The following is a 26,424-nucleotide window of genomic DNA, read 5'->3' on the forward strand; positions in this document are numbered from 1 at the left end:
TCTATTTTTTCACTGAGGACAAACTATGTCGGCAAATCGCAAAACAATCGTCGTAAAATTTGGTACTAGCACATTAACACATGGTTCCCCAAAATTGAATGCGCCTCACATGGTCGATATTGTTCGCCAGATTGCCCAGCTTCATCAAGCGGGTTTTCGTGTCGTGATTGTGACATCAGGTGCGATTGCAGCAGGACGGCATTATTTAAATCATCCTCAACTTCCGCCAACCATTGCGTCAAAGCAACTTCTAGCTGCAGTAGGGCAGAGTCAGCTGATTCAAGCCTGGGAAAAATTATTTGCGATTTATGATATTCATATTGGACAAATTTTATTAACTCGTGCTGATATTGAAGACCGTGAACGTTTTTTAAATGCGCGCGATACATTACATGCCCTGTTAGACAATCATATTATTCCTGTGATTAACGAGAATGATGCGGTGGCAACAGCTGAGATAAAAGTAGGAGATAATGATAACTTATCTGCATTAGTCGCGATTTTAGTGCAAGCGGAACAACTTTATTTATTAACGGATCAACAAGGTTTGTTCGAAAGCGATCCTCGTAAAAATCCAGATGCGAAATTAATTCCTGTGGTTGAGCAAATTACCGACCATATTCGTTCTATTGCAGGCGGTAGTGGTACAAACCTTGGTACTGGCGGGATGAGTACAAAAATAATTGCGGCAGATGTGGCAACGCGTTCAGGTATTGAAACGATTATTGCGCCAGGTAGCCGACCTGATGTCATTGTGGATTTGGCGTACGATAAACCAATTGGCACCAAATTTATTGCTCATCATTCTGATCGTTTAGAAAACCGTAAGCAGTGGTTATTTGCAGCACCATCAGCAGGAATGCTGACGATTGATGAAGGTGCTGAAAATGCTATGTTAGTACAGAATAAATCGTTGCTGCCTGCAGGGATTACGGCTGTGGAAGGGCGTTTTTCACGCGGTGAAGTCGTCAAAATTAAGAATACCTCAGGTAAAGTGATTGCACTCGGTATGCCTCGTTATAACAGCGATGCCTTAGAATTAATCAAAGGGAAAAAATCTCAAGATATTGAGCAAATTCTTGGTTATGAGTACGGTGCAGTTGCGCTACATCGTGATGATATGATTGTGCTATAGCCTGCAATAGAAATCGGATCTCTCATATTTTCTGAACCTTCCTTTTATTTTGTCGGTCTATAAAACCATAAAAAGGGCAATAACCCGATATTAAGTAGTAAAAGGAGACAACATGAGATTAATCGCGACCGTTTTAGCTGTTGGGCTATTAAGTGCTTGTACGCAGGGCTATTATGTAAAACATCGTAGCCCCATTTCAGTGAGTAAACACGTAAAGCGTTTAAATACGACGGCTTGTCATGATAAAGATGACTGGTATTTAGATGGTTATCGTGTCGGGAAAGATTTCCAAGCACAAAGCCAATCTCAACTGAATAAACGAATTAACTTTTGTGGCCGACGTGTACCTGAAGAGCTGAGAACCGCATGGTTTAATGGATTTGATGCTGGCTCAAACGGCGTTCAGGTTGATATAGAGGGTTATGATGAGGATGCGATCTTAACCTATGATTATGACGATGATGATCGTTATAGCGAAGACGACGAAGAATAAAAAAGTGCGGTTAAAATTAACCGCACTTTTTTGTTTTAAAGGATATCGAGTAATTCGACTTCAAACACTAAAGGTGAGAATGGAGGGATAGATGCACCTGCACCACGTTCGCCGTAAGCCAGTTCGTGTGGAATAGTGAGTTTCCATTTAGAACCAACAGGCATCATTTGTAATGCTTCAACCCAACCACGAATTACGCCATTTACTGGGAATTCAGCTGGCGTACCGCGTGCAACAGAGCTGTCGAATACGGTACCATCTGGTAATGTACCTGTGTAGTGAACACGTACTTTGTCTGTCGCAGCTGGTTTATTACCGTTACCTTCGGTTAGAATTTCGTATTGTAAACCGCTGTCAGTAACTTTTACGCCCGCTTTTTTCGCGTTTTCTTCTAAGAATTTTTTACCTTCTTCTTCAATCGCTTTAAATTGCGCTTGTTGTGCTTCAGCCGCTTGTTGTTGAAGGGCTTGAACAGAATGCATTAAATCATTAATTTCTAATGCGGGTTGATTGCGGTTTAACGCGTCGAAAATGCCTTTTGCTACCGCTTCAACAGAAATATCCATTTGACTATCTGCTAATTGTTGACCGATTTGTAAACCGATACCGTAGCTGCCTTTTTCAGAAATACTTTCTAATTTTACTTGTTCAAAAATTTGAGCTGTCATTATTTTTTCCTTTGTTGTAAAACTATTTTTTCAATGCCAAGATTTCACCCATGCGCACAGGTTCATCAACACTTAAATGATCGGCAATTTGCACTTGACCGGCTTGGAATAAATTAATTACGGTAGAACCAAGTTGGAACCAACCCATTTCTTGACCTTTGCTTAATTTAACCGCACTTTCACCTTCATAAGTCCAGACTTTCACTTCGCTATAACGTGGCGGATTAATCACGCCAGCCCAAACTGTACCGATACTTGCGGTGATTGTTGCACCTACCAAGATTTGTACCATGGTGCCAAATTCAGTATCAAAGACACAAATCACACGTTCATTACGTGCGAAGAGGTTCGGTACATGTTTTGCTAAAAATGGATTGACGGAGAATAAATCACCCGGCACGTAAATCATTTTGCGAAGTGTACCATCACATGGCATATGCACACGGTGATAATCACGTGGTGATAAATAAGTGGTGACGAATTCCCCATTTTTAAAGGTCTCGGTTAAATCTTTATCTTCCGCTAATAAATCGTTTAAGCTGAAGAAGTGACCTTTTGCTTGTAATAGGCGGTCATCTTCAATGTGCCCACATTCACTTACACGGCCATCCGCAGGACAGCAAAGTGCGGTTGGATTTTGGTTAATTGGTCGTGCATTTTCTTTTAATGAACGGATAAAGAATTCATTAAAACTAGCGTAATCACTGAATTTTTCTTTTTCAGCAATGCTCATATCAATGTTGTATTTTTTTGCAAACGCTTTAATCACAAAATGTGTCACCGCGCCCCATTTTTGTTTAGCTAACCAACCTGCTGCTTGTGTCATATAGATTTGTGGCATCACATATTGAAATGCAACTTTTAGGCGTTGCCAATAAGAAATTGGGTTCATTGATTTCTCCAATAAGATTTAAAAGTCGGGCGATTATAACAACTTATTTCACTTGTGCAATGTTAGTCGAGGTTTTTGCGTAAGATGAAAGCAAGAAGCCGACATTTGTCGGCCTCTTTTTGCGGTTATAAAATCATTTTGACTAATTTGTCTGCTTGAATCCGAGCAAATTTTTTCAACAGTTTTTGCACCGGTTCAGGATATTGCGTCAATTCTTCTAATTCAGAATAATCTTGCAATACTTTGGTATGTTGGCGGATGTGTGACAATTCTTTTTCCACTTGAGGCAGAAGTTCTTGTTTTGGATCGTGGATTAATAATCCATTTTCCGCATCTAAACGCCATGCGCGAGGGTTTAAGTTGTTCCCCGTTAAAAGAATATACTGGTTGTCCACCCAAACACCTTTGAGGTGATAAGTGTTATCGCCATCTTTCCATAAACGCACCGTTAAATGGCCATTTTTAATGTAAGCATCAAATTTCTCGCAGAAACGACGAAGATTGCTTTCATATAAATAAGGCAATGCGCCAGCCATTTTAAATGGCTGCTCTGGTGGAATATAGAAATCGTTTGCGACTTTATCACCCACGATAATTTCGACACGCTTTCCTTGCTCTAATAAGCGGGCAAGTTTACTTCTTAGTGTGCGAGGGAAGTTGAAATAAGGGGTGCAAATCACCAGTTTTTCCTGCACTTGTAAGAATAAATCTTCGATAACTTGGTTTAATTCATTGCCCGATGCACCTAAACCAAAAAGTGGTGAAATGGTTAAAACATCGGAAAAACCAACCGCACTTTCCAACTGATATTCCGCATGGGCAGATAAGTTTTTACGATAAGCTTTTATTGCACTACGAATTTCTTTGGTGCGAGGACGATTAGCCACATCTAATGGATGTACTGCGCTGAAATCCAATAAATAATCATTGATGAAATTAACCATAGAGTCTGCCAATGCAGCATTATGGATTTTTTGATAGCGGTCGTAACGGTATTTATCTTGTTGTTGTAAATACACGTTATTGATGCTTGCGCCGCTATAAAGCACGGTATCGTCAAAGACAAAGCCTTTAATATGCAACACGCCGAAGACTTCACGGGTATTAATTGGCACACCGAAGAACATATTCGGTTCATCGGGAAGTTGATAGGTTTGGCGTTGTTCACAATACCAATCAGCGTTAGTAGCAGATTTTTCTGCACCGAGTAAATTGCGTTGTCCGCGATGCCAATCCACTAAAATTTTCACATCCAATTCTGGATGATCTTGTTTTACGCGATAAATTTCATTGAGAATTTCTTGTCCCGCTTCATCTTTTTGCCAATAAAGTGCGGTCACGTAAATGCGTTTTTTAGCTTGGCGAATTAATTCTATAATTTGTGCTTTGAATTCAAGCGGACTAAACAGAAACTCAACCTGTTCTGCCTGTAAAGGAAGAAAAGGCAAATTTTTTAAATTTTGTTCTGCTCGTTTAGCTTTATTGATTAACATAATCGATCTCTACACTAAAAATTAATGCTCTAGTTTACAATATTTCCTTTGTGGATTGATAGAAAAAAGGTTTTTTTTCGTTATAATGCTCACAAATTTTCGCATTTTTTGGCGAATTATTATCCAATTTTTCCTTCGAGAAGCAAATTATGAGCAATTCACGCAAACCATCATTCCAAACAAATTCCACCAAATCTTTTCAAGAGCGTAGCCCAAAACGTGCATTTAATGACAAAGAACGTCGCTTTGATGATCGTCGTAATAATGAAAAACATGATGGAAATCGACCGCACTTTGATAAAAAACGGGATGATCGTAAACCTTCTCGTGGTTTTCAACAGCAAGAAGTGAGAGAGCCAAAAATTGCAGAGCTTTCATTAAATAAAGCGAATGGTGAAAGTGGCTCGGTAAAAGTAACGGTGAAAAGCACTGGAGTGAGTTATAAACCGAAAGAAAAGAAAACGGGTGCATTATCACCACGCGCACCGGAGAAAATTAAAAAGAACCGTGCTGAAGAAATGAAAGTGTATGGTGAAAATGCGTGCTTAGAATTGTTTGCTGAGCGTCCAGAGAGCATTGTTCGCGTATGGGCAACGGTGCAAATGTCGCATCGAATTGGCGAGATTTTCAGTTATTTAGCCGCGAATAAAAAAGTGTATCACGTGGTGGATAGCGATGAGCTAAGCTTAGTAAGTGGCACTGAGCATCATGGTGGCATTTGTATGCTAGTGAAGAAGCAACGTACTTTCTCTTTGCAAGGTTATTTAGATGTCCCGCGTCAAGAAGACTGCTTAGTATTGCTTGATCAAGTCAATAATGCGCAAAACCTAGGTGGCGTTGTGCGTACTTGCGCCTTCTATGGCATTAAAAATGTGGTAACCAATCAAGTTGAACAGCTTTATGCACCGGCTGCGATGCGTGTGGCTGAAGGCGGGATGGAGCATATTCGTATTTTAGAAACAGAAAGTACAGAAGTTGCGTTAGAGGCTTTACGTAAGGCTGGCTATCAGATTATTCATGTATCAACCAATAAACAAGGTGTTGCGTTGGAACAACTCAAATTTGCAGAGAAAGTCGCGTTGGTATTGAGCGAAGGTAGTACAGATGATATTCGTGAGAAACAAGATGTAAATGTGTGTCTTTCTTTAAGTAATCCATTAAAAGCAGGATTAAATATTGCGGTAAATACAGGGATTTTATTAGCGCATTGGTATGTGAAATAACCTTAAGTGCGGTCATTTTTTGATTCGTTTTTGGGGCTGACATCTGTCAGCTCTTTTTCTTTTTCAACATTGTGTAGTATTCAATTTTTCATCTTTCTTTCATAAAGTTTTTGGGGGAAGTTGGACAAAAGATCTATACTATTCCGAGTAGTTATTTAACAGGGAGTTTTTATGCCTGAACGTTCAGCCAATATTAGTACACATGATCCTTTCGGAAGTTTATTAGGTTATGCACCGGGTGGGATTGCGATTTATTCCTCAGATTATCATACAGCCGATGAGAAAGAGTATCCGGATGATGCTGCCTTTCGCAGTTATTTAGGAAGAGAGTACATGGGCTACAAATGGCAGTGTGTAGAATTTGCGCGCCGTTATTTATATCTCAATCATGGCATGGTGTTTACTGATGTAGGAATGGCTTACGAGATCTTTTCTCTACGATTTTTACGTCAAGTGGTAAATGATGCCTTATTACCCTTACAAGCCTTTGCAAATGGTTGCAAACGTAAGCCTGAAGCAGGCGCCCTTTTAATTTGGCAAGAGGGGGGCGAATTTAAACATACGGGGCATGTAGCGATTATTACCGAAGTCTTAGAGGATAAAATCCGCATTGCTGAGCAAAACGTGATTCACTCTCGCTTACCAAGCGGGCAGCAATGGACGCGTGAATTACCGATGACGGTTTCTGAAAGTGGTTATTTTCTACATGATACCTTTGATGATACCGAAATTTTAGGTTGGATGATCCAAACGGAAGACACCGAATACAGTCTGCCACAGCCAATGCCTGAAAAAGAGAAACTTGAAATTCATGCAGAACATATTGAAAACAACGGTCAGTTTGAACATAAATGGCTGAATGAGCAAAATGAATTTGAAGCTGCCTATGTGAAAGCAATGGGAGGGCATAAAGTTAGCCATTCTGACCAATATCGTTACTTTACGATGTCTGAAACAGCACAGCATGAGTTGATTCGTGCAACTAATGAATTACATTTAATGTATTTGCATGCCACAGATAAAGTTTTAAAAGACGATAAGTTATTAGAATATTTCAATATTCCAAAATTATTATGGCCTCGCTTACGTTTATCTTGGCAAAATCGCCGTTATCAAACCATTACGGGGCGTTTAGATTTCTGCATGGATAGTCGTGGATTGAAAGTGTATGAATACAACGCAGATTCAGCCTCTTGTCATGCGGAAGCCGGTGAGTTTATGAATCGATGGGCAATCCAAGGCGGATTGAATATTGGTGAAAATCCTGCTGATGGTTTACGTAATGCATTAGCGGATTGTTGGAAACACAGTGAAGCTACGCCGCTTGTTCATATTATGCAAGATCATGATGATGAAGAAGATTACCACTCATTGTTTATGCGTAACGCACTGGTCCAAGCCGGATTTCAAGCCAAAATTATTCATGGCACAGAGGGATTACATTGGGATAGTCGTGGTCGTTTAATTGATGATGAAGATAACCAGATAAAAACGGTGTGGAAAACATGGGCTTGGGAAACCATGTTGGAGCAACTTCGTGAAGATGCGACAGGCATGGAAGTGGCTCCACCAATTCGCACGGGCTATCCGGAAGATAAAGTACGGTTAATTGACGTTCTACTTCGTCCAGAAGTCTTAGTCTATGAGCCGCTTTGGACAGCTATTCCAAGTAATAAAGCGATCTTACCTGTATTATGGTCATTATTCCCGAATCATCGTTATTTACTTGAAGCAGGATTTGAACTGACACCAGAGTTGGTTAAAAATGGTTATGCACAAAAACCAATTGCAGGCCGTCGAGGTGATAATGTGAAACTCATTGGTGAGTGCAAATCTGTACTTGATAGCACAGACGGTCGATTTGATAAGCAGGAAAGTATTTATCAACAACTGTGGTGTTTACCAAAAGTGGAAGACCAATATGTTCAGGTTTGTACTTTCACTGTAGGGGGGCATTATGGTGGTAGCTGTTTACGCTCAGACCCGAGTTTGGTTATTATGGGAAACAGTGATATGCAACCGTTAAGAGTATTATTAGATAAATCTTTCCTTAAGAAATAAAAATAAAATCGGCACTCAATGGGTGCCGATTTGTTATTGTTAATTTATAAAATTATTTTGCTTCTTTGTTATCAGTTGGTTTTTCATCTGTTTTTAACATATCAGCAGGAATAAAAGTTTGTTGTACTTTTGACATATCTGGAAGATGGTGTGCAATCCCTTTGTGACAGTCGATACAGGTTTTGTTTTGTTCCTGTGCGAGTGCGTGCATTTGTTGTGCCACAGTTTTTTGTTGTGAGTAATCCATATCATTAAAGTTATGGCAGTTACGACACTCTTGTGAGTTATTCGCTTTCATACGCGCCCATTCGCGTTCAGCCATTTCTAAACGATGTTTTTCAAATTTTTCTTTAGTATCAACTTTACCCGTATAGTATGCTAATACTTCAGTAGAAGCCTGCATTTTACGAATCATTTTTGGCACAAATTCATGAGGAACGTGACAGTCAGAACAAATCGCTTTCACACCTGAACGGTTGCTAAAGTGAATTGATGCTTGGTATTCAGGTACAACATCGTTAGTATGACAATCTGAACAGAATTGTTCAGTATTAGTTGCTGACATACCGACATTAAATAGGTTAGTTCCAACAATAGTACCAATGATAGTTAATAAAATCACCCCACCAATTGCCATTTTGCTCGGCGAGCGTAACCAACGACAAACTTTTTGAATGCTTGATTTAATCATGGTTTAGCTCCTTATTTACCTTGCGTTTTACGAATGGTTTCGAATTTATTTTGAATAATTGGATTTACGTTAGTTTGCTGAACGTGGCATTGTAAACAGAAATAACGACGTGGTGAGGTACCTTCTGTTTTTTGACCATCACGTGTTAAGAAATGACTCTCAGGAACACGTGGCGCACCCGTTGTTGGGGCAACATCTGGCGCGTGGCAACCTAAACATTGATTCGCATTTTTAGTTACTTGTAAGCCACGAATGCTGTGTGGAACAAGTGGGGGTTGGTTAGGAAAAGTAACAGGAATATTGCCTACATCTTTATAAGGATTATTAAATGCAGGTGCAAGACTTTCTGCTGTTTTATCGATGCTGTTTGCAACTTGTGGTGCATCAGCAAATGCCAATCCACTACATAAAGCCAGCATGAAAATAAATGATTTTTTCATGAAATCCACTCCATTAAATAATTAAATATTTTTAATTTTTATTTGTTTCTCAAATCGAGATCCAAATGTAAATACATTTTCTGCGCACACGTCAATACAGCGTCCACAAGTAATACAATCTTTTGCCAATACAATTTGGCTATCTTCTGGTCCACCGTGTAAAGGAAGTCTTAATACTTGCGGCTCTGGGCAAACATTATAACAATCCATACAACGGTCACAGCGATCACGATCAATTACATTAACTTTTATTAAACTTTTACTGCCAATGACACCATAAATCGCACCAATCGGACAAAGGTGACCGCACCAACCATGTTCGGCAACAAGTAAGTCAAATAAAAAGATGACTGTAACTAGCCAAAGGGTTGCACCTGTACCAAAAACAAAGACGCGTCCAAGTGCGGCAACAGGGTTTATCCACTCCCATAAGAGCGTGCCAGTTATCGCACTACCAACTAAAATCACCGCTAAAATCACATATCGAAGCTGACGTGAGATTTTTAATGATTGTCGAATACCTAATTTTCTACGTAACCAAGCTGCAGTATCTGTCACCATATTCATTGGACAGACCCAACTACAGAAGGCTTTGCTAGCAATGATAGCGTAGAATATAACAATAATTAGGGCACCAATAATCGTCGTGATTTCAGGTAAGTAACCTGTCGCTAAACTTTCAGCGGTAATCAATGGATCCGTTAATGGCACGGTATCCAAAAGCATGCTTGAGCTGTAATTGCCTTTTAGAATCCAAACTTGCCAAATCGGGCCACTTAAGAACATCAAAATAATACTTAATTGACTGATTCGACGTAGAATTAAAAAGCGGTAAGCATGCCACCAACCGAGTTTTTGGCGAGCTTCTAAGCCAGCATCTTTTGGCTTATTCGGGGTATATTTTTCAGCCATTATTTAACCCCCTTAATGTTTAAGTCCAGATTTGGGAATTGCTCTGCTTCCGGAACTGTTGTTGGATTTGGTACATAATCCATTGTTGCACGGTTTGGTGTTGCAACTTTTTGGTTCGGTTGAACTTGCATTGGCTGATAAACCGGCTCATGTGAGCCTTCCGGCATACGAGCATCCATTGCTGGACGTAAGCCATCTGGATGTTGCTCCTCAATTAAGGATTTTCCGGCATTTTGTTTTTCTTTCCAGCCTAAGCGATAGTGGCGACCGAGTAGCCCTTTGGCGATATCCATCGGTAAGACTTTAATTGCCGCTTCTTCTAACACACAAGCTTGTTCGCATTTACCGCATCCGGTGCAAGCATCGGAGTGAACCGTTGGAATAAGTTTTGCATGAATCCCAGTACGATCATTGTGGATACGTTCAAGTGTAATCGCTTTATCTACTAATGGACAAACGCGATAACAAACATCACAACGTAAACCTTGCCAGTTTAAGCAGGTTTCATGATCCAGCAAGACGGCTAAGCCCATTCTGGCATCATTGATATCTTTGAGTTCTTTACTTAATGCACCACTTGGACAGGCATTCATACATGGAATATCTGGACACATTTCGCAAGGTTTATCCCGCGCGATAAAATAAGGTGTGCCCGCTTCCATTGGTGAAATCAGCGAAGCTAAATGCAACATATCATATGGACAGGCTTGGACGCATTGTCCGCAACGGGTACAAGCTGCCAAGAAATCCTTTTCCGGTAAAGCACCAGGTGGACGCAAGGCGATTCCTTCTTTAGCTTTAGCTTGTTGTTGCTGTAAGCCAAGAATAATACCAACCCCACATACTCCGGCTGCCGTTCTTGTCACATTTTTTAAAAACTGACGACGGTTAGGATCAAGTCTCATCTGCGTTTCCTTTTATAAGCGGCCCGATTTTGTAAAAATGTTGCAAAATTTGACCGCTCTTATTTTAAATTCCCTTCTCATTAAAGAGAGGAGTGACTAGAAACGAAAGGAAAATCCTACGCTTTTTCCACTTTTACCGCACATTTTTTGAAGTCGGTTTCGCCTGAAATTGGATCGGTTGCATCCAATGTTAATTTGTTAGCAAGCTGACCCGCATCAAAGAAGGTGGTGTAAATTAAGCCCTGAGGACATTTGTTACGACCACGGGTATCTAAGTAAGAAACCATTTCACCACGACGTGTAATTAATTTCACTTTATCCCCATGACGTAAGCCATATTTTTTCGCATCCGCTGGGTGCATCCACACTAAGTTGTTCGGGAACGCACGGTGTAGTTCAGGTACACGACGAGTCATGGTACCGGTATGCCAGTGTTCAAGTACACGACCAGTACATAACCATAATGGATATTCTTCATCTGGTGATTCTGCAGGGTCTTCATAAGGCACACCTAAGATAATTGCTTTTTTATCCGGATAACCGTAGAACGCAACATCTTCGCCTGCTTTAACGTACGGGTCAAAGCCTTCACGGTAACGCCATAAGGTTTCTTTACCGTCAACAACCGGCCAACGTAAACCACGTACTTGGTGGTAAGTATCAAATGGTGCTAAGTCATGGCCATGACCACGACCAAAGCTTGCGTATTCTTCGAATAAGCCTTTTTGTAGGTAGTAACCAAAGTGATCTGCTTCATCATTGATGTATCCTGGAACATCCGTTGGTACTTTATATTTGTTTACTTCACCATTCTCGTAAAGTACTTCATATAAAGTCTTACCACGATATTCTGGCATTTGAGCTAATAATTCTTCGCCCCATACTTCATCTGTTTTGAAGTATTTAGAGAATTCCACAATTTGCCATAAGTCAGAACGAGACTCACCAGGACCTTTCACTTGTTGACGCCATAATTGGGTACGACGTTCTGCGTTACCATAGCCCCCTTCTTTTTCTACCCACATACAAGTAGGGAGAATTAGGTCTGCTGCAACTGCAGAAACGGATGGGTAAGGGTCTGAAACAACGATGAAGTTTTCAGGGTTACGCCAACCAGGGAAAATTTCGTCGTTAATGTTTGGACCACCTTGCATATTGTTGGTACAAAGTTGCCATAAGAAGTTTAATTTACCATCTTTTAATGCACGGCTTTGTTGTACAGCTGCGTATCCAGGTACAGTTGGAATGGTACCTTTTGGTAATTTCCATTTTTTCTCAGCGATTTCAACGTGTTTAGGATTGGTTACTACCATGTCCGCTGGTAAACGGTGAACGAAAGTACCCACTTCACGCGCTGTACCACAAGCTGAAGGTTGACCAGTTAATGAGAACGGACCACAACCTGGTTTAGAAATTTTACCGGTTAATAAGTGTACGTTATAGATCATTTGGTTAACCCATACACCACGAGTATGTTGGTTAGCTCCCATTGTCCAGTAAGACACTAAGTTCTGTTCTGGATCCGCGTACATTTTCGCGAGGGTTTCAAGCTGATCTTTTGGTACACCAGAAATACGGTGTGCTTCGTCTAATGTATAAGGTGCAACGATTTTCTTGAATTCTTCGAAATCAGAGTCATACATTTTACCTGCAGTTTTACGGTTTTTCGCTGCAACTTCAAGTGGGTGTTCTGGACGTAGACCATAACCGATATCAGTTTCACCACGTTTGAATTTAGTATGTTTATTAACGAAATCCCAGTTTACTTTATCGTTTTGGATAATGTAGTTTGCAATGTAGTTAAGGATTGCAAGGTCTGCATGTGGATTAAATACGATAGGCACATCAGCTAATTCAAACGAACGGTGTTCGAATGTTGACATAACCACCACTTTCACATTATCAGAAGAAAGACGACGGTCAGAAATACGAGACCATAAAATTGGGTGCATTTCCGCCATGTTTGAACCCCAAAGCACAAATGCATCGGTTTTCTCAATATCGTTATAGCAACCCATTGGTTCGTCCATACCGAATGTACGCATAAACGCCACCGCTGCAGATGCCATACAGTGACGAGCATTAGGGTCGATAGTATTTGAACGAAGACCGGCTTTCCAAAGTTTTACTTTTGCATAGCCTTCATAGATAGTAGTTTGACCGGAAGAGAACATCCCAACAGCATTTGGTTCTTTTTTCTTCAAGATGTCTTTGATTTTTTCCGCCATGATAGTGAAAGCTTGATCCCAAGAAACTGGTGTAAAGTCACCTTCTTTATGGAATTTACCATCTTTCATACGTAATAACGGAGTTTGTACACGGTCTGCACCGTACATGATTTTAGAAAGGAAGTAACCTTTGATACAGTTTAAACCGCGGTTTACCTCTGCATCCGGGTCACCTTGAGTTGCGACAACTCGACCATCTTTGGTTCCTACCAATACGCTACATCCTGTACCACAGAAACGGCATGGGGCTTTATCCCATTTGATGCCCATATCTTCGGTCGCATTTACCTGTTTAACAGGGATGGTCATACCGGCAGCCGCTGCTGCTGCAAGTGCAGCATTGGCTTTCATAAAATCTCTACGATTAAGTTCCATAGTTTTCCCCACTCATTGTTGAATTTTTAGAATATACAAATAATATGTATTCCTAAGTTATTTATTTTTCATCTAAGTAATTAGAAATTAAAGAAACGACAATAACCCCAGGAATATCTTTAATTTCATCCATAAGATCTGCTAACGCTAATTGACGATTACTTTCAAGAGTGACCACCAATTTGCCTTCATCAGACTTCTCGCCATGAATTTCAGCCGTTGGAATCGCTAAAATGGCTTCTTTGACTTGGTTAAGTTTTTCTGGTCTGGCTTGCACAACAATACTGCATACATACCAGTTTTCATTTTCGCTAAATTGATTCATCTGTATTTGTTTCAAAATTAATAATTTTTATTGCTTTTGTCGGGCAAACACTTAAACAAGCGCCACACCCATTACAGCTTGCTAAATCTAACATTGGTTTTGCTACACCACCAAGTTGTAATCGAAAACGGATGGCGTTCATCGGACAACTGTCTTGGCAACTTCGACATTCCACCCGATTTTCTGTTAGACATTGCGTTGTAATCTCAACTTTATGTGTCCAAGGTTCTTCTTCTAATGAACGAAAAATCGGTTGTTCGCATACTAAAACACATTTTTGGCAGAACGTGCATTCGCCCTTGTCAAATTGTATTTCAGGAAAGCCACCATCACCTTTTACAATAATTTGGGTTTCACATACCAGTATGCAATCACCACAGCGGGTACATTTATCCGTAAAGTCTGCTTCATTAATTGACCAAGGTGGACGTATAGCATTAATACCTTGAATTTTAGCGCTTTCAGAATGTAACGATTGCAAAAACTGCCCACGTAATAACTGTCTGCGAGAAGGGTTCTCAATCGCCATATTTTTCTTTAAAATCCGGTATTTTCAGAGGGTGCATTATCCAGTTCTAATGATAAAATAGTAACTACCTAAAAGGAGTAATTTTTAAAAAATATACACTTTTATTGAGTTAGATCAAAGATATTTTTAAAATATGTTATTAATGTAAATAAATTGTTAAAAAATAAGTGAAAATGATTATTAAAAAGGGCGGAAAGCCCGCCCTTAAAAATATTTAAAACATTATGCGTTTTTGGTTGGGTAATCCCACCAAATATCGAATAATTCGCTGATTTCGATTTGTTGCAATTTATTCTCTTCTAACCATTTTTGCACTAATTGGCGATGGCTTTCATCACATTTGCCGATTTTCTCTAAGCAAACTAAGCCTTCCCAATGTAAATAGCCGCTACCTTCATAAGCTAAGCCGTTTGGTTGAATCACTTCAGCAATAAAACGATCAACGGTTTCATCGATAGTTTCGATGCTGGTTCCTTCAGCAAATTGCCAATTCACTAAAAAGCCTAATTCTTGGAATTCAGCTAAGTGAAGTTTTTTACGTTGACGTTGATTACGAGTTTTCATTTTCAATGTTCTCCTATGTTAAGGTAATGGGGTATAGTCATCGTCTCGATGATTATTTTTTCTTAAAGTATAAATCCCACACACCGTGACCTAAACGATGGCCACGCGCCTCAAATTTTGTAAGAGGGCGGAAATCAGGACGTGGAATATAATCTTGTTCGGCAGTATTGACTAAATTTTCATTGGCTGAAAGCACTTCGAGCATTTGTTCTGCATAGTTCTCCCAGTCCGTTGCCATATGAATAAAGCCATTGGGTTGTAATTTTTGGACGACTTGCTCTACAAAGCGCGGTTGAACAATACGGCGTTTATGATGTTTTGCTTTATGCCAAGGGTCTGGGAAGAAAAGCTGTAAACCGCCTAACTCGCCGTCTTTTACACAATCACGTAAAATTTCAGTGGCATCATGGCAAATTACGCGAAGGTTTTTCACGCCTTTTTCTACCGTATAAGCAATACAGGCTCCCACACCAGGCGTGTGTACTTCAATACCGAGATAATTTTTATCAGGATTTGCTTCTGCCATATCTACTAAAGATTTACCCATCCCGAAGCCAATTTCTAATATAACGGGATTCGTATTGCCATAAATCACGGCAAAATCAAAAGGGGCGTTTTGATAATCTAATCCAAGATCAGCCCAGTGATCGTTCATCATATTTTTTTGAAAATCACTTAAGCGACCTGTCCGCAACACAAAGCTACGAACTTTACGTTTATAACGACCATCTTCTGTAAATTCAGCCGTTTCAACGGTTTTACGTTTTTGATCAGCAAAGGTTTTTTGCGCTTCTGTCATGGTTTTTATTCGCTCAATTAAAATTGGCGGCGATTATACACTAAAAGGCAAGGTTGTGGGATTTTTCCACCTAATTCCCGTATAATGGCGAAAATTTTTAATTGTTTTTTATTATGAATATTGTCCGAGTTGCATTAGCCGTACCGCTTCCCCGATTTTTTGATTATCTCTATTCGCCCGACTTGACGCCAATCGTTGGTGGGCGAGTGTTGGTGCCTTTTGGTTCGCAGAAACGAGTCGGGATCGTGGTGGATTTGCCCGCTTCTTCGGATGTCGCAAAAGAGAAGTTAAAACCGATTATTGATGTACTTGATACTGAATCACTCTTTAATTCGACAACGTGGGATTGGTTGGCTTGGTCCGCTAATTATTATCGTGCAGCTTTAGGTGATGTGTTGTTTCAAGCTTTGCCAGTCAAACTCCGTAATGGAGAAAGTGCGGTTAAAAATGACCGCACTTTTTGGCGTATTACGGAACTTGGAAAACAAGCATTAGAATCGGGTGAATTAAAACGCGCCAAAAAACAAATTGAAGCCTTAAATTTGTTGCTAATGCAAGATTTAGAAAAAGGTAACAATGAAATCAGTTCCGCAATTTGGTCAGCCCTTAAAGGCAAAGATTATGTGGAAGAGATTATTGTGCCTACCGAACAAAAAAGTTGGCAACAAGCTCTAGGGGATAATCCTTTAGTTAATCTTGATAATCGATTGACCTTAAACAAGCAACAAGCCCTCGCATTTAGCCAGTTGCTTTTCCAAGAAGGCTTTAATGTGTGGTTATTAGAAGGCGTAACTGGTTCGGGCAAAACCGAAATTTATCTGCAATACATTGAAGAGGTGTTAAAGAAAGGCAAGCAGGTTTTAGTGCTTGTTCCTGAAATTGGGCTTACCCCTCAGACAGTGAGACGGTTCCAAGCACGTTTTAATGTGGAAATTGATGTATTGCATTCCAACTTGAACGATACGCAACGCTTAAATGTCTGGGAGCGAGCAAGAACAGGACAGAGTGCAATCGTAATTGGCACGAGATCGGCGCTTTTCACCCAGTTTTCAGATCTTGGCTTAATCATTTTAGATGAGGAACATGACGGCTCGTTTAAACAGCAAGATGGTTGGCGTTATCATGCGAGAGATTTAGGTATTGTTTTAGCGCAAAAACTCAATATTCCTATCTTATTAGGTTCTGCCACACCAAGTTTAGAAAGTGTAAATAACGTACAAAATGGTAAATATCATCATTTGGTGCTATCAAAAAGGGCTGGAAATGCGACCGCACTTCGCCAGTTTGTGATTGATTTAAAACATCAACGAATTCAAAACGGCTTATCCGAGCCGCTATTACAACGTATGCAAGAACACTTAGAAAAAGGCAACCAAGTATTGTTATTCCTTAATCGACGTGGATTTGCGCCTGTGTTGTTATGTCATGAATGTGGCTGGATTGATGAATGTCATCATTGTGAAAAACCTTATACTTATCACCAACACCAGCGCGTTTTACGCTGCCATCATTGTGGTGCGCAAAAAACAGTGCCGATGCAATGTGGTCATTGTGGTTCAACGCATTTAGTCACAACGGGGTTAGGCACAGAACAACTGGAGGAAACCCTAAAAGCACGTTTCCCGCAATATAATATTGCTCGTATCGATCGTGATAGCACAGCACGAAAAGGCAAGCTTGAAGGTTATTTAGAGGATATTCAGCAAGGTAAAAGTCAGATTTTAATTGGCACCCAAATGTTAGCCAAAGGACACCATTTTCCGAATGTCACTTTGGTTGCTTTAGTGAATGTAGATAATGCCTTATTTTCCCTGGATTTCAGAGCCGAAGAGCGTTTAGCGCAGCTTTATATACAAGTTGCAGGACGCTCAGGCAGAGCCGAAAAACAAGGCGAAGTGGTTTTGCAGACGCATTATCCGGATCACCCGTTATTAACTACCTTACTTGAAAAGGGCTATCAAGCCTTTGCAGAAGAAACCTTGAAGTTGCGGCATAATATGGGCTTGCCTCCGTTTAGTTTCCAGGCATTGTTTAAAGCACAATGTCGTCATTCTGAAGAGGCGGAAAATGCATTGTCGCAATTAGCCTCTTTCTTCTATGAACAAAAAATAGAAGGCTTGCAAGTGTTGGGACCGATTCCCGCACCGTTCAGCAAAAAAGCGGGGCAATATCGTTGGCAGTTACTATTACAGCACGCGTCTCGGAAACAATTACAGGCGGCATTAAGTCGATATTCGCCAGAGCTGATAAAGTCTTCTCAAGTGCGGTTGATTTTAGACGTGGATCCATTGGATTTGAGTTAGCAAAAATTCCCTAGAAAAATGCACAGTTTTTCAGTAGAATTAAGCGTTTTTTATACTCTAAGTTTAATTTATCGAATATTTTAGGATTTTATCGTGGCTCATCGAGATTTTGCCGGTCGAAGCGGCTCAAAAAATAATAAAAAGAAAGCAAAGAAAAGTTTTAATCGCAATACCTTAATTGTTCTTGCGTTGGTGGCGGTATTAGGTTTTGGGTTAGGGCTTTACTTCTTAAAAAGTAAGACACCAGCACCTGTAGTGACGACAAATGTTCAGCCGGAAAAAACACAACCGAAAAGTGTGTTACCAAATCGCCCAGAAGAAGTGTGGCACTATATTAAAGAATTAGAAACTCGTACGGTGCCGGTGGATAATAATCCTTCTTCAGTTGAAAAAAATATGCGTTTGACAGAAGAACAGCGTCAAGTGCTTATTCAAATGGAAAAAGAACAAAAAGCGGCAGAAGAAGCAAAAAAATTAGAAGCTCAACGTAAAGAGCAAGAAGCGGCGAATGCAGAAAAAGCCGCGGCTCAAGCACAGCAAGCTCAACCAGCACAGACAGCTCAAACTCAGCCAACACAGCCACAGCAAACAGCAAAAACGGAAGTGAAAAAGCCTGAGCCAGTTAAAAAAACAGAGCCAGTTAAAAAGCCTGAACCTCCGAAAAAAGTAGAAGTAGTGAAGGCGGAACCAGCTAAAACGGAACCAGCTAAAACTGAGCAATCGAAAAAAGCAGAACCGAAACCCGCTGAACAACAAGTACAGGCTGGCGGCAAAAAATTTGGTTTACAATGTGGTGCATTTAAAAATCGTGCACAAGCAGAAAGCTTACAAGGTCGTCTAGCGATGGCTGGCGTAAATGCACAAATTGCGACAAGTGAAGAATGGAACCGCGTACGTGTAGGACCATTTGGTAGTCGAGATGCAGCAACAGCAGCACAAGATAAAGCAAAATCAGTAGCGAGTTGCGTTGTGATTGGAATGTAATTCAGAATTTAAAAGTGCGGTTAAAAATAACCGCACTTTTTTTATATTTTCACTTGCCAAAAAACGAAAAATCAATAAAATGAACGTTCATTCATTTTTGATGTTTATCTTAAATGACCTTTCTCATATATAACCCTAAGAATTTAATTTTTTATTATGCGACAAGTAAAAGCCTCTAAAACGAAGCTTGATGTCAGTGAGCAGATCTTTGATGCAACAGATCGTCTTATGGCAAAAGAAGGATTACATCATCTTTCTATGCATAAGTTAGCCAAGGAAGCAGGCATCGCAGCAGGTACGATTTATCTTTATTTTAAGAGTAAAGACGAGTTATTAGCACAATTTGCTCGTCGAGTATTCAATAAGTTTGTTGTGGCGATTGAAGAAGGTTTTGATGAAAGCCAATCTTTTTTCGAGCAATACAGAAAAATGTGGTGGAATATTTGGCATTTTCTTCAAGAAAATCCAACGATTCTGTTAAACATGAATCAATATCGATCTTTACCAGAGTTTATTGAAACCTGCAAAGAAACGGAGCATTCGTGTTGGGAACAGTTTTGTCTCAAGGGACAAGCCGCAAATGTGTTAGCTGATTTAGATCCTCATATGTTATTTTTGCTGAGCCTTAAAACCGCGATGGTTATAGTCTCAGATAACAAATTTCTCGGTACAACAGTGACTGATGTAATTTTAGAATCTGTTATTGAACGCTCTTGGCGTGCAATTCAGAAGTAGTAATTTTATTGTCTTAATGGAGTTTTCCAAATGAGTATAACTCAAACTAATAGACCAAAGCGCTCACACGTTTTCTTTTTGAAATTAGCGTTAGGCGTATTTGTGTTAATTTTTGCTGCAATGATTTTTCTGAATCATATGAAAGCAAAAGGCATTGCTGATTTCTTAGCAAATAAACCTGAAACAGCTTCTCCTGTGACTGCAATGACAGTTAAGGCTTCAGAATGGACGCCAATCATTGAAACGACAGGTATTGTTCGTCCGAACCAAGGGGCGATGTTAAGCGCTCAAAGTGCAGGAACCGTGTCTAAAGTGCTCGTGCAAAATGGACAGAGCGTGAAAAAAGGTGATTTGTTAGTTGAGTTAGATAGCTCAGTTGAGCGTGCAAGCTTACAAGCCGCACAAGCTCAGGTGGTGTCATTACGTCAAACTTATCAACGTTATGCAAACCTTGCGGGCAGCGGGGCTGTTTCTCGTCAAGAATTAGATAATGCAAAAGCAGCTTATGAAGCACAAGCGGCAAATATTGAGTCATTAAAAGCGGCGATTGAACGTCGCCAAATCGTGGCACCATTTGATGGTAAAGCCGGTATCGTGAAAGTGAATGTTGGTCAGTACGTTTCAAACGGTACTGAAATTGTGCGTGTGGAAGATCGTTCTTCTATGAAAGTGGATTTTGCGATTGCTCAAAACCTATTAGATAAATTGCATATTGGTCAAAAAGTAACAGCTACGGCAGATGCGCGTAAAGGTGAAACTTTTGCCGCGAAGGTTACAGCAATTGAGCCAGCAATTAATTCTTCAACGGGTTTAGTCGATGTTCAAGCAACGTTTGAACCAGAAGATGGCGCAAAATTATTATCCGGTATGTTTACTCGCTTAAATGTTGCTTTACCAACTGAGCATAATCAAATCGTTGTGCCACAAGTGGCAGTGAGCTACAACATGTATGGCGAATCGCTTTATATTTTGACCGTACTTTCAGATGAAGATATTGAGAAATTAGGCGGAGCAGAAAAAGCGGCGAATATGTACCGTGCAAAATCAATCACTGTATTTACGAAAGATCGTCAAGGTATTTATGCACAATTAAAAGGCGATGAAGTTAAAGTCGGCGATAAAATTGTGACCGGCGGTCAGCAAAACTTAAGTAACGGTGCATTAGTCTCTGTTGCAGATAAAGCGGGCGTAGGTACTGAACAACCTGCGAATAAAACGAATCTTTAATTAGGAAAAGCGAATGAAATTTACCGATATATTTATTCGTCGTCCAGTTTTGGCCGTTTCGATTAGCTTGTTAATCATTATTTTAGGATTACAAGCGATCTCGAAATTGGCTGTGCGCGAATATCCGAAAATGACCACGACGGTGATTACGGTGACCACTGCATATCCAGGGGCGGATGCGAACTTAATTCAAGCGTTTGTTACTTCCAAAATTGAAGAGGCGGTAGCGCAAGCAGATAATGTGGACTATATGTCTTCAAGCTCTAGTCCAAGTACGTCAACGGTCACCGTAAAAATGAAATTAAATACGGATCCGAATGCGGCCTTGGCAGATGTTTTAGCTAAAGTTAACTCAGTTCGTTCTGAATTGCCAAGTGGTATTGAAGATCCAACGGTTTCTTCCTCTACAGGTGGTTCGGGAATTATGTACATTAGTTTCCGTTCTAACAAACTTGATGCAAGCCAAGTGACTGACTATATTCAACGCGTAGTCAAACCTCAGTTCTTTACCGTAGAAGGGGTGGCAAGTGTAGATATTTTTGGTGCATCAGAGTACGCTCTTCGTGTTTGGTTAGACCCAGAAAAAATGGCGGCTCAAAACCTTTCTGCTACACAAGTGATGTCCGCATTATCAGCGAATAACGTTCAAACGGCAGCTGGTAATGATAATGGCTATTTTGTAACCTATAAAAACAAAGTAGAAACCACGACAAAATCGGTTGAAGAATTAGGTAATTTAATTGTAGAGTCTAGCGGTGATAAGTTAGTACGTTTACGCGATATCGCTGATATTGAATTAAATAAATCAAGTGATAGCTCACGTGCGGTAGCGAATGGCGCAGATTCTGTTGTATTAGCGATTAACCCAACCTCGTCAGCAAACCCATTAACAGTAGCGGCGAAAGTACGTCCGCTATATGACAGTATTAAAAATAATCTACCGGATGCTATTGAATCTGATATCTTATATGACCGTACAATTGCGATTAATAACTCAATTAATGAAGTAATCAAAACGATTGTTGAGGCAACGATAATCGTGTTAGTGGTGATTACCATGTTTATTGGTTCATTCCGCGCGATTTTAATCCCGGTTATCACCATTCCGATTTCATTAATTGGGGTAATCATGTTGCTTCAATCATTTGATTTTTCTATTAACCTGATGACGTTGCTGGCATTGATTCTAGCCATCGGTTTGGTGGTGGATGATGCGATTGTGGTATTGGAAAACGTAGACCGCCACATTAAGTTAGGTGAAACGCCATTCCGTGCGGCGATTATAGGTACGCGTGAAATTGCCGTTCCGGTTATTTCCATGACCATTGCCTTGATTGCAGTATATTCTCCAATGGCGTTAATGGGCGGTATTACGGGTACGTTGTTTAAAGAGTTTGCTTTAACCCTTGCTGGAGCAGTATTTATTTCCGGTATCGTAGCATTAACGCTTTCACCAATGATGACCAGTAAATTGCTAAAATCCAATGAGGCTCCAAGTAAATTGGAACAACGAGTAGAGCATACCCTTAGTAAAGTGAATGCAGCTTATGCGTATGTACTTGATTTGGTGATGGTAAACCGTAAATGTATGTTGATGTTTGCGGCAATCATTTTTGCAACCTTACCCGTGTTGTTTAAATCACTTTCAAGTGAATTAACACCTACAGAAGATAAAGGCGCATTTATAGCGGTCGGTTCTGCACCTTCTAACGTAAACATAGATTACGTGCAAAATGCGATGACACCTTATCAAGAGATTTTAACCAATACGCCAGAAGTACAGTTTGCGATGACGATTGCAGGGGCACCAAGCTCTAACCAATCTTTAAACGTTGTGACTTTAAAAGATTGGAAAGAACGCTCAAAAAGCCAAACAGCTATCATGAATGAGTTGAATGAAAAAGCAAAATCCATTCCTGAAGTGTCTGTACAAGGCTTTGCGTTCCCAGAAATTGATACAGGAGAGCAAGGTCCTCCAATTGGTTTTGTGATCAGCACATCACAAGACTACGGTGATTTAGCAAATGTGGCGGGTAAATTCTTAGAGGATATGCGGAAATCCAGTAAGTTTGTTTATACCAATCTCGATCTTAAATTTGATACTGCTCAAATGCGTATTAAGATTGACCGTGAAAAAGCAGGAACTTACGGTATTACGATGCAACAAATCAGCCGTACTTTAGGTAGTTTCTTATCTGCCGCAACTATTGAACGTGTGGATATTGATGGCCGTGCTTATAAAATCATTTCCCAAGTAAAACGTGACAATCGTTTATCACCGGAAAGTTTTAATAAGTATTACGTCACTGCGGCAAATGGTACCTCTGTGCCATTAAGCAGCTTGGTGACGGCTACATTGGAACCGCAACCAAGTACATTGCCTCGTTTCAGTCAGTTAAACTCTGCGGTGATTAGTGCTGTACCGATGCCTGGGACTTCAATTGGTGATGCAATCCAATGGTTGCAAGACAATGCGAAAAATACCTTACCGCAAGGTTATAACTATGACTTTAAAAGTGAAGCGCGTCAGTTAGTACAAGAAGGTAATGCGCTTGCTGTAACGTTCTTACTTGCGGTAGTGATTATTTTCTTAGTCTTGGCAATTCAGTTTGAATCAATTCGCGATCCAATCGTGATTATGATTTCCGTACCGTTAGCCGTGAGTGGCGCATTGTTAGCCTTAAATGCCTTCGGATTTATTGGCATTGCAGGGACAACGCTAAATATCTACTCAGAGGTTGGTTTGATTACCTTAGTTGGTCTTATCACGAAACATGGTATTTTAATGTGTGAAGTAGCGAAAGAAGAGCAGTTAAATCATGGTAAAACGCGTATTGAAGCGATTACCGAAGCGGCTAAAGTACGTTTACGTCCAATTCTGATGACAACCGCTGCGATGATTGCAGGTCTTGTACCGTTGCTTTATGCAACAGGTGCGGGGGCGGTATCTCGTTTTAGTATTGGTATCGTTATCGTGGCAGGTTTGGCAATCGGTACATTGTTTACCTTGTTCGTGTTGCCAGTAATTTATTCTTACATTGCAAGCGAACACAAACCGTTACCAGTGTTTGATGAAAATGTGAAACCAATCGAAGGTCACATTAACGAACAACATTAATTGAAAATACTATAAAAAAACAAACCGCACTTTTATTTTTCAAGTGCGGTTTTCTTTGAGAGATTAAAAAAGCGAACATGATGTTCGCTTTTTATTTATGAAAGTGCGGTCAATTTTTTGACTGTTTTATTTAGCCATTTTTATTTTTAGCGGCTTTGTAAAGTTCCATCGCTTCTGGTAATAAGCGTTGTAAGTTTTCTTCACGAGAGGCATCACTCGGGTGAGTAGATGCTAATACATCAAGTACTCCTTTAGAACCACCCGAGGCTTTAGCCATTTTTTGCCATAAACCTGGTGCAACTTCAGGATTGTAACCTGAGCGAGCCATTAACATTAAACCTACTTCATCAGCTTCTGTCTCTGCACTACGAGAGTAAGGTTTATCTAAAGCAAAGTCTTTGGTTAAACCTACTGCTAATTCACTTGCACTTGAACCGATAACAGTAGAAAGTGCAGCATGACCTAAACTTGCTGCAATATTAGTAGCCATACCAAAATTCACTTTCGCTTTACCGTGTTCTTTTAAAGCGTGTGCCATTTCGTGACCCATTACAACAGCAATTTCATTATCGTTTAACTGTAAGGTATCCACTAAACCTGTGTAGAATGCCATTTTACCGCCTGGCATTGCCCAAGCATTCAGTTCTTTTGATTTAATGACATTGATTTGCCAGTTAAATTGTTGTCCAGTTTCATTCGCTTGGTCTGCATAAGGCACCATTTTATTAAACACTGCATGAACACGTTTTGCAGTTTTTGATGAAGTATCAATTACACCATGTGCACGCATATTCCCCATTTCTTGGGTATAGCTACTTGCAGCCTGTTGATTGATAGAGGCAGAATCAGCACATGAAGTTAATACAACACCCGCTAACGCGGCAAAAGCAAAGCTTTTAATTTGTTTTTTCATAATTAAGTCCTTTTTGGTTAAAATATCAATATTATATAAATTTCTTTATTGTTGTCGATATAAAAAGATTGTCTTTTAATTTTGTACTACTATAATAGTGCAAAATTATATTCTAGGACTTTACTATGACAATAAAAAAATCTCCTTCTTTATTAGGCGGCGCCATGATTATTGCCGGTACCGCGATTGGTGCTGGCATGCTCGCTAACCCAACCTCAACGGCCGGTGTATGGTTTATCGGCTCTATTTTGGCCTTGGTTTACACCTGGTTTTGTATGACTACATCAGGTTTGATGATTTTAGAAGCTAACTTACATTATCCTACCGGCTCAAGCTTTGACACCATAGTGAAAGATTTGTTAGGAAAAGGTTGGAATATTATCAACGGCCTTTCTGTGGCTTTTGTTTTGTATATTTTGACTTATGCTTATATCACGTCTGGTGGCGGTATTACACAAAACTTGCTCAATCAAGCCTTTGGTTCTGCTGAAAGTGCGGTCGATATTGGACGTACTTCTGGATCCTTAATTTTCTGTTTTATTCTTGCAGCTTTCGTATGGCTTTCTACTAAAGCTGTGGATCGTTTCACAACGGTATTGATTGTTGGAATGGTAGTTGCTTTCTTCCTTTCTACTGCAGGTTTATTGAGCTCTGTGAAAACAGAGGTGTTATTCAATAGCATTGCAGAAGGTGAGCAAACTTATTTACCTTATTTATTGACCGCACTTCCTGTTTGCTTAGTGTCTTTTGGTTTCCACGGAAATGTACCTAGTCTCGTAAAATATTACGATCGCGATGGTAGTCGTGTAATGAAATCGATCTTTATCGGTACGGGCTTAGCCTTAGTGATTTACATCTTATGGCAGCTTGCGGTGCAAGGTAATTTACCGCGTACCGAGTTTGCTCCGGTGATTGCAAAAGGTGGCGATGTATCAGCATTATTAGAAGCGTTACACAAATACATTGAAGTAGAATACATTGCCGTTGTGTTGAATTTCTTTGCTTATATGGCTATTGCGACTTCATTCTTAGGGGTGACTTTAGGGTTATTTGATTATATTGCTGATTTATTTAAATTTGATGACAGCTTATTAGGCAGAACCAAAACCACATTGGTGACATTCTTACCGCCACTATTGTTAAGTTTACAATTCCCTTATGGCTTTGTGATCGCTATTGGTTATGCCGGATTAGCTGCAACCATTTGGGCAGCAATCGTACCAGCACTGCTTGCTAAAGCCAGTCGTCAAAAATTCCCAAATGCGACTTATAAAGTCTATGGTGGTAATTTTATGATTGGCTTTGTGATCTTATTCGGTGTGTTAAATATTGTGGCACAAGTAGGCGCAAACTTAGGATGGTTTGCAAGTTTCGCAGGATAAGTTTTCACGTTAATATAGTAGGGGCGTAT

Annotated in this window: 23 protein-coding genes; 10 read left to right on the forward strand and 13 right to left on the reverse strand. The window is 40.0% G+C overall.

Features of this window, described 5'->3' with window-relative positions; genetic code table 11:
• Positions 1–25 precede the first annotated feature (25 nt).
• Positions 26–1,135: a glutamate 5-kinase gene (gene proB / locus INP94_RS04895; protein WP_197544197.1), complete on the forward strand. Its 1,110-nt coding sequence runs from the start codon at positions 26–28 to the stop codon at positions 1,133–1,135.
• Positions 1,136–1,247: 112 nt separating this feature from the next.
• Positions 1,248–1,628 carry a hypothetical protein gene (locus tag INP94_RS04900; RefSeq protein WP_049365632.1) on the forward strand — a complete coding sequence of 127 codons (381 nt, stop codon included), beginning with the start codon at positions 1,248–1,250 and terminating at the stop codon, positions 1,626–1,628.
• A gap of 35 nt (positions 1,629–1,663) precedes the next feature.
• Here INP94_RS04900 and bamJ read toward each other — a convergent pair whose 3' ends face one another.
• The 3 genes from bamJ to pssA form a co-directional block, all read right to left on the reverse strand.
• Entirely contained in the window at positions 1,664–2,296 is a 633-nt protein-coding gene (bamJ, locus tag INP94_RS04905) for a BamJ family beta-barrel-assembly machinery protein (RefSeq protein ID WP_197544198.1), read from the reverse strand.
• A gap of 22 nt (positions 2,297–2,318) precedes the next feature.
• Positions 2,319–3,188 (reverse strand): archaetidylserine decarboxylase, encoded by an 870-nt coding sequence (gene asd, locus INP94_RS04910; protein WP_197544199.1) that lies wholly within the window; start codon positions 3,186–3,188, stop codon positions 2,319–2,321.
• Between the two features lie 125 nt (positions 3,189–3,313).
• Entirely contained in the window at positions 3,314–4,681 is a 1,368-nt protein-coding gene (pssA, locus tag INP94_RS04915; RefSeq protein ID WP_197544200.1) for a CDP-diacylglycerol--serine O-phosphatidyltransferase, read from the reverse strand.
• Positions 4,682–4,830: 149 nt separating this feature from the next.
• Between pssA and INP94_RS04920 the strand changes: the two genes are divergently transcribed.
• Positions 4,831–5,904, forward strand: coding sequence for a tRNA/rRNA methyltransferase (locus INP94_RS04920; protein WP_197544201.1), 1,074 nt, complete (start codon positions 4,831–4,833; stop codon positions 5,902–5,904).
• 171 nt (positions 5,905–6,075) lie between these two features.
• Positions 6,076–7,965 (forward strand): bifunctional glutathionylspermidine amidase/synthase, encoded by a 1,890-nt coding sequence (gss, locus tag INP94_RS04925; RefSeq protein ID WP_197544202.1) that lies wholly within the window; start codon positions 6,076–6,078, stop codon positions 7,963–7,965.
• 52 nt (positions 7,966–8,017) lie between these two features.
• Here the strand turns inward: gss and INP94_RS04930 are convergent, their stop codons facing one another.
• The 9 genes from INP94_RS04930 to trmB all read right to left on the reverse strand — a co-directional run bounded on the left by INP94_RS04930 (position 8,018) and on the right by trmB (position 15,733).
• On the reverse strand, positions 8,018–8,656 hold the full coding sequence (locus tag INP94_RS04930; protein ID WP_049373150.1) for a NapC/NirT family cytochrome c: 639 nt from the start codon (positions 8,654–8,656) through the stop codon (positions 8,018–8,020).
• Between the two features lie 11 nt (positions 8,657–8,667).
• Positions 8,668–9,096, reverse strand: a complete 429-nt coding sequence (locus INP94_RS04935) for a nitrate reductase cytochrome c-type subunit (protein ID WP_049373152.1) — start codon at positions 9,094–9,096, stop codon at positions 8,668–8,670.
• Positions 9,097–9,117: 21 nt separating this feature from the next.
• Positions 9,118–10,008, reverse strand: a complete 891-nt coding sequence (gene napH, locus INP94_RS04940; RefSeq protein ID WP_197544203.1) for a quinol dehydrogenase ferredoxin subunit NapH — start codon at positions 10,006–10,008, stop codon at positions 9,118–9,120.
• The gene (gene napG / locus INP94_RS04945; protein WP_049384758.1) at positions 10,008–10,913 is read right to left on the reverse strand and encodes a ferredoxin-type protein NapG; all 906 of its coding nucleotides are present in this window, start codon (positions 10,911–10,913) and stop codon (positions 10,008–10,010) included. The genes napH and napG overlap by 1 nt, the downstream gene beginning before the upstream one ends.
• A 116-nt stretch (positions 10,914–11,029) precedes the next feature.
• The gene (gene napA / locus INP94_RS04950) at positions 11,030–13,516 is read right to left on the reverse strand and encodes a nitrate reductase catalytic subunit NapA (protein ID WP_197544204.1); all 2,487 of its coding nucleotides are present in this window, start codon (positions 13,514–13,516) and stop codon (positions 11,030–11,032) included.
• A gap of 61 nt (positions 13,517–13,577) precedes the next feature.
• Complete coding sequence (locus tag INP94_RS04955) at positions 13,578–13,841, reverse strand: chaperone NapD (protein WP_005696801.1); 264 nt, start codon at positions 13,839–13,841, stop codon at positions 13,578–13,580.
• On the reverse strand, positions 13,828–14,370 hold the full coding sequence (gene napF / locus INP94_RS04960) for a ferredoxin-type protein NapF (protein WP_005696800.1): 543 nt from the start codon (positions 14,368–14,370) through the stop codon (positions 13,828–13,830). The genes INP94_RS04955 and napF overlap by 14 nt, the downstream gene beginning before the upstream one ends.
• A 222-nt stretch (positions 14,371–14,592) precedes the next feature.
• Positions 14,593–14,934: a YggL family protein gene (locus tag INP94_RS04965; protein ID WP_005696799.1), complete on the reverse strand. Its 342-nt coding sequence runs from the start codon at positions 14,932–14,934 to the stop codon at positions 14,593–14,595.
• A 52-nt stretch (positions 14,935–14,986) separates the two neighbouring features.
• Entirely contained in the window at positions 14,987–15,733 is a 747-nt protein-coding gene (gene trmB / locus INP94_RS04970) for a tRNA (guanosine(46)-N7)-methyltransferase TrmB (protein ID WP_197544205.1), read from the reverse strand.
• A 113-nt stretch (positions 15,734–15,846) separates the two neighbouring features.
• Between trmB and priA the strand changes: the two genes are divergently transcribed.
• From priA to acrB, 5 genes are all read left to right on the forward strand, one after another.
• Positions 15,847–18,036, forward strand: coding sequence for a primosomal protein N' (priA, locus tag INP94_RS04975; protein WP_197544206.1), 2,190 nt, complete (start codon positions 15,847–15,849; stop codon positions 18,034–18,036).
• 93 nt (positions 18,037–18,129) lie between these two features.
• Positions 18,130–19,020 carry a cell division protein FtsN gene (ftsN, locus tag INP94_RS04980; protein ID WP_197544207.1) on the forward strand — a complete coding sequence of 297 codons (891 nt, stop codon included), beginning with the start codon at positions 18,130–18,132 and terminating at the stop codon, positions 19,018–19,020.
• A gap of 156 nt (positions 19,021–19,176) precedes the next feature.
• Positions 19,177–19,755, forward strand: a complete 579-nt coding sequence (locus tag INP94_RS04985) for a TetR/AcrR family transcriptional regulator (protein WP_197544208.1) — start codon at positions 19,177–19,179, stop codon at positions 19,753–19,755.
• Between the two features lie 30 nt (positions 19,756–19,785).
• Entirely contained in the window at positions 19,786–20,982 is a 1,197-nt protein-coding gene (gene acrA / locus INP94_RS04990) for a multidrug efflux RND transporter periplasmic adaptor subunit AcrA (RefSeq protein ID WP_197544209.1), read from the forward strand.
• A 13-nt stretch (positions 20,983–20,995) separates the two neighbouring features.
• On the forward strand, positions 20,996–24,100 hold the full coding sequence (acrB, locus tag INP94_RS04995; RefSeq protein ID WP_197544210.1) for a multidrug efflux RND transporter permease subunit AcrB: 3,105 nt from the start codon (positions 20,996–20,998) through the stop codon (positions 24,098–24,100).
• Between the two features lie 130 nt (positions 24,101–24,230).
• On the opposite strand, the gene INP94_RS05000 is transcribed toward acrB, so the two are convergent.
• Positions 24,231–25,013 (reverse strand): M48 family metallopeptidase, encoded by a 783-nt coding sequence (locus INP94_RS05000; protein ID WP_197544211.1) that lies wholly within the window; start codon positions 25,011–25,013, stop codon positions 24,231–24,233.
• A gap of 125 nt (positions 25,014–25,138) precedes the next feature.
• Here INP94_RS05000 and mtr point away from each other — a divergent pair, with 125 nt between their 5' ends.
• The gene (mtr, locus tag INP94_RS05005) at positions 25,139–26,395 is read left to right on the forward strand and encodes a tryptophan permease (RefSeq protein ID WP_070583015.1); all 1,257 of its coding nucleotides are present in this window, start codon (positions 25,139–25,141) and stop codon (positions 26,393–26,395) included.
• Positions 26,396–26,424 lie beyond the last annotated feature (29 nt).

The sequence above is a fragment of the Haemophilus parainfluenzae genome (assembly GCF_014931395.1).
In the GTDB taxonomy this organism is placed as follows: Bacteria; Pseudomonadota; Gammaproteobacteria; order Enterobacterales; family Pasteurellaceae; genus Haemophilus_D.